A 12971-nucleotide genomic window follows, 5' to 3' on the forward strand; every position below is an offset into this window, starting at 1 on the left:
GGGGAAGTAGACCTTGGTGAATATCTCGAGCGATTCTCGACGCTCCCCTTTCAGCGCGTCCCCGAGCACCGTCTCGGCAGCTCCGTTGGCGTAGACGTCGGCGGTGTCGAAGGTGGTGATGCCTGCATCGAGCGCCGCACGAACGCACTGGGTGGCGATGTCGTTCTCCACCTGCGATCCGTGGGTCAACCAGTTGCCGTAGGTGATCTCCGAAATCTTCAGTCCGCTGTTTCCGAGGTATCTGTAAGCCATGTAGAAAACGGTACTCCGGCCGCAATTCCGACCCCGTGTGTCACGCGGGTCGAATTTACTGATGTGTAACAGCGTGTGCATACGGCGTCGTTAGCGTCGTTACCGTGTCCATCACAGACCGCAAGGGTGTTCTCGTACTGATCACCGCTCTCACACTCAGCGCCGTCGGTTGTCAATCGACCAGCACTCCCGACGACGGTTCCGACCTGGCCTTGCAGGGACTCGGCGTCGACGATCTTCGGTTGCGCTTGGAGTCGGGTCAGTACACCAGCGCGGACATCACTCGGACGTACCTCGACCGGATCGACAAGTACGACGACACAGGCCCGACGCCGCTGCATGCTGTTGTCGACGTCAATGCCGACGCACTGGCCGAGGCGAGCACGTTGGACGACGAGCGCGCTGCGGGAACAATACGGGGCCCGCTGCACGGTATTCCGGTACTGATCAAGGGCAACATCGGAAGTTCGGAACTTGCCGCGACGGCGGGAAACGTCGATCTGAGTGCGTTCCGTCCCGTCGAGGACTCTCCGGTGGTTCGCAACCTGCGAGAGTCGGGCGCAATCATCCTCGGAACCACCAACATGTCCGAATTTGCCTGGCATGGAACGTTTACCAAGAGTTCTGTCGAAGGTACGACCGCGAATATTTTCGACCGCGAGCTCAGCGCCAGCGGTTCCAGTGGCGGAAGCGCAGTAGCCGTGGCGGCGGGCTTCGCCCCGATCGCCTTGGGTACGGACACCTGCGGCTCGGTGGTCGGGCCGGCTGCCCACGCCGGGCTGGTGGGATTTCGCCCGAGTCACGATGCGATCAGCAGGGACGGCGTGGTTCCCCTGTCTCTCTCGCAGGACGTGGTCGGGCCGATCGGGCACTCCGTCGCCGACGCAGCGGCCGTGGCCGATCTGACCAGTGGCAACGACAACGGATGGTCCGACTCCGCAGCAGCAATAGACCTGACATCCGTGACGGCGGCGTACCTCACCTGGCCGTTCGATGCTCGTGGGGCTGATCCGGACAGTCCCGACCAGGCCGTGCGGCCCCAGATCCGTACCGCTTCGGATGCGGCCGTCGAGGCCCTCGCTCAATCGGGACCGCAGTTGGTCGACCTCCCCGAGCTGAACCAGGAGTTCGCCACCGACGTTCTGACGGACAGTGGTTACAAGGATGCACGGCCATCCATCGACCAGTTTCTCAGTTCGACGAACGCCGCCTACGATCCCGAGGTCGCCGCGAAGGCTCTCCCTTCGGATGTTCTGACTTTCGAGGATGTGGCCGAAGGCAGTGCGCTGGAAGCAGACACGATCACCGAGTGGTTGGCGGCACCCCCGTTGCCCAATCCGGCGCAGGATGCGATCCTCGAGAAACAACAGGCGGGCACGCAGGCGCTGACCGACCTCATGGCCACCCGGAATGTGGACGTTCTCATCTACCCGACGACGCCGGAAACAGCATCGGCGGAGTGGGCGGGCACGGCAGCGTGCGGTATCAGTGCGAACACCGGTGCGCCCTCGGTTCAGATCCCTATCGGTAGCACGACGAGCGGCTTGCCTTTCGGTTTGACCGTCGCGGCCGCACCTGGGCAAGATGCCATCGCTCTCGCAGTTGCGGCCGCTCTCGAAGCCTCCGTCGACGCCGACATATCGGCTCCAGCCCTGCCGTGACCCCTTCGGGACGCGACAGCATTCGAGCGAACGGACACAGTGGGATCGGAACAGGTGCTACACGTCGTCTACCGCGCAGTCCGGTAGCGGTTCAGAGCCCCGATCCCGACGCCGGCGAGTACGACCGTTGCGAATGCACCACCCGTCGAAAGCCACATTTCCGGCCAGGACGTGCTCCCTATGGCAGACGTCAATGGCGTGTACGCCGTCCAGCCGTAGGTGACGACCATCGGCACGGTGATCGCGACCGGCACCGCGAGGCCGAGGGCCGCCGGTGTGGGGTCGGGCGGTGTGCACGCTACGTACAGGTAGGCCGCGGCGGCCGGAAAGACGATCAGACTCGCCACATAGTGAATGTTGTCCAGCGGCGGCTGCTCGAACAGTGCCGTCGAGCAGACCACCGCCAGAGCTGCGACACCGATCAGCGGACGCCCCCAACGCAATCCGAGTGCGGCACCCGCCGCCACCGACACTGCAATGACAGCTACGAGTCCGAGTGTCCAGACCCAGGCCGAGACACTGATACCCACCCCCGACGTGGTGGTCGAGGTGAGCAACACGGCTGTTCCGGCGAGAACCATGATGCCGCCTCGCCCTGGCAGCAGAGCAGCGGCAGCGAACAACACAGGGATGACAAGTAGGCCGAAGTACCAACCTCCACTTGTCTGGAAAACGTTGTACACGAACACTATATTGAGCAGTAGCCCACCGATTGCCACCAGCAGTATCGCCGCGACTGTGCGAACGCTGCGATCGGTCGCCGGACTTTCGGCCTGGTGTTCGACGCGAGCTGCCCACGCCACTGCCAACACCACGAGTACACAGAGCACCGGCACGACCACCGGTGTGCCCATATCGGATTCGGTGAGGTAATCGGCGTAGCGCCGGGGAATGTCGGGGTAGTGCAACGCCTCGACCGCGCCGGCAGACAGTAAGCCGAGAAGGAACGACCCGATCAGCAGCGCCTGATGAACTCGTTCACGATTCGCTCGTACTGCACTGGATCCCAACAGGACTCCGCCTGCCACCACCTCGGCGAAGTCGGACGAGAACAACAGTGCCGAGCCCCCGATCACGACAGCCGCGGCGATGGACAGTGCGGCCAGAATGCTGCGTCGACGAACCACCATTGCCAGAACCGACGCCAGAATCACTGCGATCGCGACTCCCCCGCCGCCACTGGAGAACAGCAGCCCGCCGAATCTGGCGTCGCCGAAGATGTCGATGCCGTCGGACTGCATGGACAATCCGGCCAGCAATCCGGTCAGAAGTACCCCGAGCGCCACCATGCCCGAATTATGCACTGCCGCCGCGATAGTCCCGTGATGCCGCAAGGATCCTGCTGAGAGTGGCCGCGAAGGCATGCAGTTCACTCTCTCCCACGGCGGCTCCCACGGCATCGGACCATGCATGTTGCGCATCCCGCAGCTCTGCAACGGTGTCGCGCCCTTTGGGAGTGGGTTCCAACAACTTCGCGCGCTTGTGGTTCGGGTTGTCGACGTACACGGCCCAGCCTTTGTCCACCAACAGATTTGCCGTCCGCTGCACGCTCTGCCGTGCCAACCCCAGTCCGACGCGTCGCGCGATGTCAGCGACCGACAGCGGCTCGTCCAGGGTGGCTCCGAGAACCTGCCACCACGCCGGAGTCAGACCCGCAGGCTCGGTGATGTCGTGCGCGGCAGCGAGGAATTCGCCGTTGAGCTCGAAGATGGGCAACACCAACGCTGTCAGCGCATCGCCCTCGGGGGTGCGTTGTTTCATGCGCCCGCGAGCTGGTCGTAGTACTTGCGTTCCCCTGTCGTGTAGAGGCCGTACCAGGCGTCGACGACGGGTTGCGGAAACACGTTCAGCCGCTCGAACACCAGCTTCGCGAACTCCAACGGGTGAACGCCGCCTGCGGTGATCACGGTGCCATCGGTGACCGCCTTCTCCTCGCGATAGTGCTCAGCTCCCCGATATTCGGTTGCCTGCGTGAGGAACTCGGCGGCATTCGAGGTATGTGGCCGATCGTCGAGCAGACCCGTTCGAGCCAAACCCAATGTTGCGCCACAGATCGCGGCGACCGGATTCCCCGCCGCAACCAGTTCGACGGCGACCTTCAGTACCGTGTCGTGCCCGGAGTCCCAAGTGTCCGCGCCCGGCAGAATCAATGCATCGAGGATCGGAAGGTCGGCGAGCGCGACGTCGGGAGTGATTCTCAACCCTCCCTTCGTCGTGACGGCCTCCCCCGTTTCGGACACGACGATCAACCGGTTGGCGTCCGGGTCCTGTTCGCGGGCCATGGCCAGGCCCGCGGTGAGGTACCCGTACTCCCAGTCGGCCATGGTGTCGGTGGCATAGAGCGCAATGGTGGTCATCGGAACGTCCTCGCATCGATTGACAGGATGCTGTCAATCATCGCTTTTGGACAGCATCCTGTCAATACCGGGCAGCACCCGAGTGGCCCGTGCACGAGGATCCACCTCGTCCAGATAGATCCGGCATGCCGCGTGATAACGCTGATCGAAGGCCCTGCCTGCCGCCTCCGTGCCACCGAGCGCCTCCGCATCCCTGGCCGTACCTCGAGCCCGTGCGACGTCCATAGGGGTGTCGACGAAGACGGTGTAGTCCCAGTAGTCGGGCAGCGGCGGCCGATGCAGAAAGGTTCCGTCCACCACCACGATCGCGTCGGCCGGCACCGATTCCAGCGGATCGTCGACCGGCTCATCCGTCGCCAGATCGATGATTCGACGGCGAATTTCGCCGCTTCCGTTCGGCCCCAACGGGATCAGCACGTGTGCACGAAGCGCGTCGAAGTCATATGCGTCCCGGTAGTAGCCGAGAGCCGACGCCCGACCCTGTCGATACCGGTGGGCGCGCCGGTGATGAAAGCCGTCCATTGTCACATGAAGTGCCGGACGAACCTGCGCTGCAATGGCATTCACCAGCCACCGCGCACAGGTGGACTTACCCGAAGCCGTCACCCCGTCGATCGCCACCCGTAGCGGATACCCCGGAGCCCGGGAGAGTACGTCCCGCACCATGTCATCACCGACGCTCATGCGGCCAGGGTAGGCGACCGCTTTATCAACCAAACGGTTGACTACGACCGGTGAGCGGCCTACTCTCGACCACAACGCACAGCGAGGAACCCCATGAACGATCCAACAGAGCAGCTCAACAGAACGTTCGCGGCCCTGGCCGATCCCACTCGACGTGACATCGTCGCCCGCCTCGCCGGCGGTGACGCGAACGTCAGCGAATTGGCCGAGCCGTACGAGATGAGCCTGCAAGCGGTGTCGAAGCACGTGAAAGTGCTCGAGGAGGCCGGATTGGTCACGCGCAGCAAGGATGCCCAGCGTCGACCGGTGCATCTCGACGCCGAGGTGTTCGGCCTGATGACGAAATGGATCGAACGTTATCGCCAGGAAGCAGAGCAACGTTATCGACGCTCGATGCCCTGCTGGAAACCATCGCAGACGACAAGACCACCGAGACGAAAGAAGTGTCATGACTGCACACGAAACCGAGATCGTTGCGGACGAGAAAGTCCCCACGATCGAGATCATCCGAGAGTTCGATGCGACGCCGGAGCGGGTGTTTCGCGCTCATATCGACCCGGAGCTGTATCGCCAGTGGGTGGGGCCGCGATCGTTGACGACCCGAATCCTGAAGTGGGAGGGGCGCACCGGAGGTGCATGGTCGTTCGCCAACGACCGGGACGGTGAGGAGATCGCTGCCTTCTACGGCAGCTTCCACGAGGTGCGTGCGAACGAGCGAATCGTGTGGACCTTCACCTGGGAGGGCGCACCCGACTCGGTCGCGCTCGAGACGCTCACCTTCGAGACCCGAGACGATGGCGGTACACGACTGAGGGTACTGAGCGTGATGTCGGACTTCGCCTCTCGCGACGGCATGCTGTCCAGTGGCATGGACGTCGGAGTGAAGGAGGGCTACGACAAGCTCGACGAACTGCTCGTGCACAGCACAGGTCCGGCCCAGCAGCACCGGCAGGACGCAGCGATGTTCACCGCGCTGGTCGAGTCCTCCTCATCCGAGGACTGGTCGCGGCCGAGCCCGGTATCAGGTTGGACTGCAATCGATATCGTGCGGCACCTGATCGAGTGGTCCCGCGGTTTCCTCGCCGGCGGGGCCGGTATCGAATTCCGGATACTGGACATCGAAGCCGACCCGGCCGCAGCCTGGACCCACCACGTCGCAGACATCCAAGCAATACTCGACGACCCCGCCGACCGAATCCTGAGCAACCCGCACACCGGAGACATGCCGGTGGACAAGGCCATCGACAGTTTCTACACCGCCGACGTCTGGATGCACTCATGGGACCTGGCGAAAGCCCTCGGCCGAGAGCCCGATCTGGGTCAGGAACGCTGCGCTGCAGCACTCGAGGCCATGCGACCGATGGAACAGATGCTGCGGGACAGCGGGCAGTACGGCCCCGCCGTCCCCGTCGCCGACGTTGCCTCCCCACAGGACAAGCTGATGGCCTTCATCGGCCGTGACCCGGCCTGGGAGCCGGGTCGATAGACGTACGTTCAGAAGTACTTCTTCAGCTCCATCTTCGCGATCGACATCTTGTGCACCTCGTCCGGACCGTCTGCCAGCCGCAGCGTGCGGATGTGGGCGTACATCATGGCCAGCGGGAAGTCGTTGGACACTCCACCTCCGCCGTGGACCTGAATGGCACGGTCGATGATCTTCAGAGCCATCTCCGGTGCCGCCACCTTGATTGCTGCGATCTCGGTGCGCGCTTCCTTGTTTCCGACGGTGTCCATCAGGTACGCGGCTTTGAACGTGAGCAGTCGCGTCTTCTCGATCTCGATGCGCGCCTCGGCGATCCAGTCCTGGATGTTCGAGCGCATCGCCACCGGCTTGCCGAACGTCACTCGCGATACCGCACGGCGACACAGCAATTCGAGCGCCCGTTCGGCCACTCCGATGGTGCGCATGGCGTGATGGATACGGCCCGGCCCCAAGCGGGCCTGGCTGATGGCGAATCCTTCACCCGGCCCCTTCAGCACGTCCTTCGCCGGCACCCGAACGTCCTCGAAGAGCACCTCGGCGTGACCTTCGCGGTCGATGTAGCCGAACACCGGCAGGTTGCGCAGGACGGTGACACCGGGTGCGTCGATGGGCACCACCAGCATCGACTGTTGACGGTGGGTGGCCGCCTCGGGATCGGTCTTGCCCATCACGATGAGAACCTTGCAGTTCTTGTGCATCGCATTGGACGTCCACCACTTGCGCCCGTTGAGAATGAAGTCGTCACCGTCGCGGTCCATCTTCATCGCGATGTTGGTGGCGTCGGAACTGGCCACGTCGGGTTCGGTCATCGCAAAGGCTGAGCGAATGGTGCCGTCCAGCAACGGCTTCAGGTACTTCTCTTTGTGCTCGTCGGTGCCGAAGAGCGTGAACACCTCCATGTTGCCGGTGTCCGGTGCGTTGCAGTTGCATGCCTCGGGGGCGAGCAGGCTGCGTCCCATGATTTCTGCCAGCGGTGCGTATTCGAGGTTGGTCAGACCGGGGCCCACTCGGGATGCGGGTGGAACAGATTCCACAGTCCACGCGAACGCGCTTCCTTCTTCAGGTCCTCGATGATCTGCGGCTGAAAGTGCGGGTCACCCGACTCGAGCATCTGCTGCTCGTACACCGCCTCGGCCGGGTAGATGTGAGAGTCCATGAACTCCAACAGATCCGATTCGAATTTCTTCGCACGGTCGGAGGTCTCGAAAAATGCCACGGTGGGCCCCTATCGGTTGTTGTCGAGCAAGCTGTCCTGGTAGCGACGCATGCCGCGCAACCACCGGTCGTAATCGGCACCCTTGTTGCGGTACATGTCCAGTACGTTCTCGTGCGGCAGGATGAGGAACTGCTCGCGGTCCATTGCGTCGAGCACCACATCGGCGACATCGAGCGGCTCGAGTACGGCGCCGGCACTGAGGACCGCGGCAGTTGCCGCCGCTCCCAATGCATCTCCGGATTCACGTCCCTCGTAGAGCAGTTTGGTGTTGACACCCATCGGGCACAGGCAGCTGACGCGAATCCCGCGGTTGCCGTAGGTGACGTTCATCCATTCGGCGAATCCGACGGCCGCGTGCTTGGTCGTCGCGTATGTGGCCGAGCCGATCTGGGTGAGCAAGCCGGCCGCGGACGCGGTGCTGACGAAGTAGCCCTCACCGCGCTCGAGCCAACCCGGCACCAACAGTTGCGCTGCGCGAATATGTGCGCGCACGTTGACATCGAACGAGAGGTCCCAGTCCTGCTCGGCGGCGTCGAGTCCGGGTGCGCCGCTGATGCCTGCATTCGCGAAGTAGAGGTCGACCGGTCCGAACGAGTCCTCGGCCACCGCGATCAGCCGTTGGATGTCCTCTGTGTTCGACGCGTCAGCCGCAGCGGCGACGGCTGTTCCCGGCCGGTCGCGTTCGATGGCGTCGGCCACGGATCGGGCCGTGGCTTCGTCGAGGTCGGAGACGACGACTCGCGCCCCGTGTTCGGTGAGCCGGGCAGCGATGGCCCCACCGATTCCGCCACCACCTCCGGTGACGATGGCGACTTTACCTTCTACCTTCATGCCCCAGGTATAGTTGAAGTCGGATTCAAGTTCAACCCTGGTTGCATGAACACGCTGCTCAGAGGTGCACTCTAGGCCCGCGGACGCGTCGGATCTGTGATCCATCCCGACCATGAGCCCGGATACAAGGCAGCATCGATGCCCGCCAATTCGAGCGCGAGAATCTGATGTGCCGCAGTCACCCCGGATCCGCAGTAGACGGCGACGTCCTTCCCCTCCGGCACAAGTCCACTGAATGTGCCATTGAGTACCTCCGGCGCCAGGAACCGCCCGTCCGCATCGACGTTCTCGGTCGTCGGCCGATTGACCGCGCCGGGGATGTGACCAGCCACGGGATCCACCGGTTCCACTTCCCCGCGGAATCGCTCGGGTGCCCGGGCATCGAGCAGGATGTTGTTCTGCGCGAACTCGAGCACATCGTCGACCTCGAGAACCGACGCCAGGGGTGGCCTCGCAGTGAACGATCCGGCCGCGACGATCGACGGTTCGGTACCTATCGGGAATCCGGCGGCGGTCCACTGGGCGAGGCCACCGTCGAGGACACGCACGTCGCGGTGCCCGAAGTAGCGCAGCAACCACCACGCGCGCGCCGCGGCAGTTGCGGGTCCCGCGTCGTAGACCACCACGGAGGAATCGTCACTGACCCCGGCACCGCGCATCGCTGCGACGAACGTCTCGGCGTCGGGCAACGGGTGGCGGCCGCGACCAATTGGGTCGTTCCTGCCGGCTCCACTCCCGTGATCCGGCGGAGCCGCCAGCTCCGCGTCGAGGTCCACGAATTGCGCGTTCGGGATATGACCGGCCTCGTATCCGGCTCTGTCGCTGCCGGTCTGCAGCACGAATCGAATATCGAGGACGACCGGGCCGCGTCCCATCTCGAAGAGGTCGTGCAATTGCGCGGCAGAAATCAGCGGCGAAGGCTCATAAGGCTCCGACGCTAACAGCCCTGTGCCGGGAATAGCTCGGTGTGGATGCCGGTTGTGGGCAGGCGTGACCGAAACTGCATCCACGACACAGCATCTGTCCACCGCCGGGCTCTTCGAGCCGTTCGAGGTCAAGTCGCTGAAGCTGCGCAATCGCTTCGCCATGGCCCCGATGACGCGCGCCTTCTCTCCCGACGGCATTCCCGGCCCGGATGTCGCCGAGTACTACCGCAAGCGCGCAGCCGGTGGCACCGGCCTCATCATCACCGAGGGCACCTACATTCCCGATCCCGCCGCCGGCCCTCACACCCGCGTCCCGCGGATCTACGGTGACGCCAGCCTCGAGGGTTGGAAGGGTGTCGTCGACGCCGTGCACGCCGAGGGCAGCGCGATCATCCCGCAGCTGTGGCACCTCGGCGTCGAGCGCGGCACCGAGCCTCGCCTGTTCCCGGACGTCACCACCGTGAGCCCGTCGGGCATTGCACTCGACGGTTCTTCGGTGGGTCGGGCATTCACCGACACCGATCTCGACGACCTCACCTCGCAGTGGGTGCAGGCTGCGGTCAACGCGAAGAACACCGGCTTCGACGGCCTAGAGCTGCATGGCGCGCACGGTATTTGCTCGACGAATTCCTCTGGGCCACCACCAATGTGCGCGACGACGAGTTCGGCGGTTCCCTCGAAGCCCGGACGCGCTTCCCCGCGCAGGTCGTTGCCGCGATCCGCGCAGCAGTGGGCGAAGACTTCGCCATCGTGTACCGCTTCTCGCAGTGGAAGAGCAACCACTTCGACGCGCGGATCGCGCAGAATCCGGAGGAACTCGGACGAGTCCTGACTCCTCTGGTCGACGCCGGGGTGGACATCCTGCACGCCTCGACCCGTCGCCACTGGGATCCGGCGTTCCCGGAGCTGGACGGCAACGACGGAAAGCTGGGCTTGGCCGGGTGGACCCGCAAGCTCACCGGCGTCCCGACGATCACTGTCGGATCCGTGGGCCTCGACTCGGTGTTCACGTCTGCATGGTCGGAGGATGCCGCGTCCGGTGTCACCGGACTCGATGCACTGGTCGGTCAGTTCGAGGACAACGAATTCGATCTGGTGGCCGTGGGACGTGCGCTGCTGTCCGACCCCGAGTGGGTGAACAAGGTCGGGGACGGACGCGTCGACGAGCGCATCGAATTCACCCGCGACCACATTCAGCACCTGATCTGACAGATCGAGTGCCGAGATCCACGGCAGCATCGCCTAGAACGGCGGTGCTGCCGTTTCGTCTGTCTCGGGCTGTTGGTTGTCGGCTGGGTTGGGGTAGGCGATGACGCCGGATCGTTTCGGTTTGGTGGGGATGTGTGGTCTGAGGTCGTTGCCGAGGATGGGTACGGCTGTGCCGTTGGTGGGCAGGGTGATTCGGGTGGTCTTCGAGGTGGAGGTCCAGAGGATGGCTCCGCCGGGGAGCATGACTGCTGTCCAGTAGCCGGCCGTTTTTTACGGTGTGGTGGAACTCGCACAGACATTGGAGGTTGCCCACGGTGGTCCAGCCGCCGCCGAGTGGGTTGGTGTGGTCGAAGGGGGTGATGTGGTCGAGTTGGCAGCGTGCGGCGGGTCGGTGGCAGCCGGGGAAGCGGCAGTGTTTGTCGCGGAGTCGGACGGCGGCGGTGGTGAGGGTGTCGGGTCGGTAGATCAGTGCTCGGTCGGTGAGCGGGTCGCGTCCGATGGATTTGCCGAGGGTGGGGTCGGCGGCGATGGCGGCTTCGAGTGCTGCGGCCAGCGATGCGGTGCCGAGGTAGATGCCTGAGGGTGTGCGGTGTGCGGGAGTGTGGCCTGCAGTGGGGATCGTCCGGTTGTTTCCCCGGATTGTGGAGGGCAGGTCGAAGGCAGAGCTGTGCCGTGCGCCCCGGCCGACGGGTGTGTGGGTGCAGAACAGGGCTGCGGCGGAGGTCAGTGACTGCGTCCGTCGTTGGTTGTCGCTGCGATCAGGTGTGGGTGGGGATGTGTCTGCGTCTGGACAGGTCGCCGCGTTGTTCGTTGCCGGCGGTGGCCCAGATATCGGCAGGGCTGTCCTGGTTTGCTCAGGTCGATCTGAAGCAGTGCACGACTCGGTTCGATCGGGTGCAGTGCTGGGCGGCATCGGCGTCGGCGCAGGTGCTGGATCCGGTGTTCGAGGTGGTTCGCCGGTCGGGTCGTGCGGTGAATCTGATGTGCCGACCGGACCTCGAGCCGAAGCTGCGGATTCTGTAGCCGTCGGCGGTGCTGAGGCAGTCGTGGTTGCCGCTGCTGTCACGGTGGTCGGTGAGGGCGAGGGCGAGGTGGGCGTGGTCGTTGCCGTCGCACTGGTCGGAGAGGGCGCGGGGGTTGGTGATGGTGCTGGGTTTGATTCGGTGTCGGGGCCACTGTGAGTGGCGGACTCGTTCGCCGGTTCCGTTTTCGGTGCAGTAGTCGCCTCGGCGGCGGTGGAAGCGTCTGTGGCACTACAGGCCTCGGACCCAGACTCGGCCTCGGTCCCCGGTTCCGAGTCGCTGCCGGTGCGGCTACGCGTCTCGGTCCCGTGTGCTGCCGAGCCGGTGTTCGTTGCCGTATCAGCATCTTCGTCTGTATCCGACACTGAGTCCGGTTCCTGCTTCTGGTCCTTCGGTGCTCGTTCCCAATCCCCCGTCTCCGGGTTCTGCACGGCGAGGCCCAGCTTCTCGGCGAGGGTCACTGCTTCGGTGAGCAGGATCTGCCACTGACTGTTGCGGGCCAACTCCCGCGCGAGATCGGGGTCGATGGAGCCGTGCCCGGCCAGGTAGGCGGGGTTGGCGAGTAGTCCGATGAGGGTGGCGATGTCGACGGTGATCATCGTCAACGGCACTCGCCGATCCGGCAGCACCGCATCCTTCTTGGGACAATCTTCCCGTTGGCACAGGCATGCCAGTCGGGGTTCGCCGTGCATGCGGGGCCATGAACGCATCGCACAGGCGTTCCTTCTTCCCGCGCGGGTCTTTCGGGCAGAGGGTGTCTGCCATCTCCTCGAGGAGTTGCCATGCGGCGGCGGCTTCGGGTGCGGTCAGCTCCGCTCGGATGCGGGTGAGTTCGCCGGCCGGGGTGTAGGTGACGGTGCGGAACTTCTTCGCGAACTCCCGCAGTGCCGCTGCTTCCTCGGGTGCGACCCGCAGCAGGATGTCCCAGATCGCCTGCTCGAGCGGACCCGGTGACGACCGCCGCGCTGCTTCGACGACCTCGGCTTCGACGCGGGTAACGATGTTGTCAGAGAGATTGTCGAGGATCCGGCATGCGGTCCGCACGCGGGGGAGGTCGATCTCCCCGGCCTCGAACGCTGCCTTGAGCAGTGGCAGTCGGGTGTGCAGAGCAACGCCGACGGAGACGTACGATTCGGCGACCATCGCCGAACAGCCCAACGCGACAGCCATCTCGGTCCGTCCGTATCGGCTGTAGTGCTTGTGCTTGGTGTCGCGGGTGATCCAGTCGTAGTGCACCCGATAGCAGGAGGTGATCTTGCGTGCCGCCTGCCGATTCTCCTCACGCGCGGCAGCGGTCAACGCCTCCAGTGACACGGTCGGTACTGCCCCC

At 64.4% G+C, this 12971-nt stretch carries 13 protein-coding genes and 3 pseudogenes; 6 read left to right on the forward strand and 10 right to left on the reverse strand.

Translation table 11 applies throughout. From position 1 onward, the window contains the following. On the reverse strand, positions 1–252 hold a 252-nt coding region (locus RHBS_RS15205), incomplete at its 3' end, for an aldo/keto reductase (protein ID WP_145977524.1). Between the two features lie 104 nt (positions 253–356). On the opposite strand from RHBS_RS15205, the gene RHBS_RS15210 reads away from it, so the two are divergent. Then, positions 357–1913 (forward strand): amidase, encoded by a 1557-nt coding sequence (locus RHBS_RS15210; protein ID WP_121872106.1) that lies wholly within the window; start codon positions 357–359, stop codon positions 1911–1913. A gap of 68 nt (positions 1914–1981) precedes the next feature. On the opposite strand, the gene RHBS_RS15215 is transcribed toward RHBS_RS15210, so the two are convergent. Genes RHBS_RS15215 through RHBS_RS15230 form a run of 4 tightly spaced genes read right to left on the reverse strand, consistent with a single transcriptional unit; the run spans position 1982 to position 4954 of the window. Beyond that, positions 1982–3202 carry a hypothetical protein gene (locus tag RHBS_RS15215; protein ID WP_121872105.1) on the reverse strand — a complete coding sequence of 407 codons (1221 nt, stop codon included), beginning with the start codon at positions 3200–3202 and terminating at the stop codon, positions 1982–1984. A 7-nt stretch (positions 3203–3209) separates the two neighbouring features. Further along, positions 3210–3674, reverse strand: a complete 465-nt coding sequence (locus tag RHBS_RS15220; RefSeq protein WP_121872104.1) for a MarR family winged helix-turn-helix transcriptional regulator — start codon at positions 3672–3674, stop codon at positions 3210–3212. Further along, the gene (locus RHBS_RS15225; RefSeq protein WP_121872103.1) at positions 3671–4270 is read right to left on the reverse strand and encodes a DJ-1/PfpI family protein; all 600 of its coding nucleotides are present in this window, start codon (positions 4268–4270) and stop codon (positions 3671–3673) included. Before RHBS_RS15225 ends, RHBS_RS15220 begins: the two co-directional genes overlap by 4 nt. A 33-nt stretch (positions 4271–4303) precedes the next feature. After that, complete coding sequence (locus RHBS_RS15230; RefSeq protein ID WP_121872102.1) at positions 4304–4954, reverse strand: uridine kinase; 651 nt, start codon at positions 4952–4954, stop codon at positions 4304–4306. Between the two features lie 93 nt (positions 4955–5047). On the opposite strand from RHBS_RS15230, the pseudogene RHBS_RS15235 reads away from it, so the two are divergent. Both RHBS_RS15235 and RHBS_RS31810 read left to right on the forward strand, forming a co-directional pair. After that, positions 5048–5406, forward strand: a pseudogene (locus RHBS_RS15235) (ArsR/SmtB family transcription factor). Then, positions 5403–6440 carry an SRPBCC domain-containing protein gene (locus RHBS_RS31810; RefSeq protein WP_121872100.1) on the forward strand — a complete coding sequence of 346 codons (1038 nt, stop codon included), beginning with the start codon at positions 5403–5405 and terminating at the stop codon, positions 6438–6440. Before RHBS_RS15235 ends, RHBS_RS31810 begins: the two are co-directional and overlap by 4 nt. Positions 6441–6448: 8 nt before the next feature. Here RHBS_RS31810 and RHBS_RS15245 read toward each other — a convergent pair. The 3 genes and pseudogenes from RHBS_RS15245 to RHBS_RS15255 all read right to left on the reverse strand — a co-directional run bounded on the left by RHBS_RS15245 (position 6449) and on the right by RHBS_RS15255 (position 9377). Next, positions 6449–7593 (reverse strand): annotated as a pseudogene (locus RHBS_RS15245) (acyl-CoA dehydrogenase family protein). 69 nt (positions 7594–7662) lie between these two features. Further along, complete coding sequence (locus RHBS_RS15250; protein WP_121872098.1) at positions 7663–8484, reverse strand: SDR family oxidoreductase; 822 nt, start codon at positions 8482–8484, stop codon at positions 7663–7665. Between the two features lie 71 nt (positions 8485–8555). Further along, complete coding sequence (locus tag RHBS_RS15255; protein WP_272913863.1) at positions 8556–9377, reverse strand: sulfurtransferase; 822 nt, start codon at positions 9375–9377, stop codon at positions 8556–8558. 193 nt (positions 9378–9570) lie between these two features. Between RHBS_RS15255 and RHBS_RS15260 the strand changes: the two are divergent. Continuing rightward, positions 9571–10619 (forward strand): annotated as a pseudogene (locus RHBS_RS15260) (NADH:flavin oxidoreductase). A 33-nt stretch (positions 10620–10652) separates the two neighbouring features. Here the strand turns inward: RHBS_RS15260 and RHBS_RS15265 are convergent. Continuing rightward, complete coding sequence (locus RHBS_RS15265) at positions 10653–10862, reverse strand: hypothetical protein (protein WP_121872096.1); 210 nt, start codon at positions 10860–10862, stop codon at positions 10653–10655. 37 nt (positions 10863–10899) lie between these two features. Here RHBS_RS15265 and RHBS_RS15270 point away from each other — a divergent pair, with 37 nt between their 5' ends. Together RHBS_RS15270 and RHBS_RS15275 are read left to right on the forward strand one after the other, a co-directional pair. After that, positions 10900–11199, forward strand: a complete 300-nt coding sequence (locus tag RHBS_RS15270) for a hypothetical protein (RefSeq protein ID WP_121872095.1) — start codon at positions 10900–10902, stop codon at positions 11197–11199. 239 nt (positions 11200–11438) lie between these two features. Further along, positions 11439–11642, forward strand: a complete 204-nt coding sequence (locus RHBS_RS15275) for a hypothetical protein (protein ID WP_128645961.1) — start codon at positions 11439–11441, stop codon at positions 11640–11642. A 338-nt stretch (positions 11643–11980) separates the two neighbouring features. Here RHBS_RS15275 and RHBS_RS15280 read toward each other — a convergent pair. Continuing rightward, on the reverse strand, positions 11981–12971 hold a 991-nt coding region (locus tag RHBS_RS15280; RefSeq protein ID WP_187298503.1), incomplete at its 5' end, for a DUF222 domain-containing protein.

The organism is Rhodococcus sp. BS-15 (assembly GCF_000813105.1).
Classification (GTDB): Bacteria; Actinomycetota; Actinomycetes; order Mycobacteriales; family Mycobacteriaceae; genus Rhodococcoides.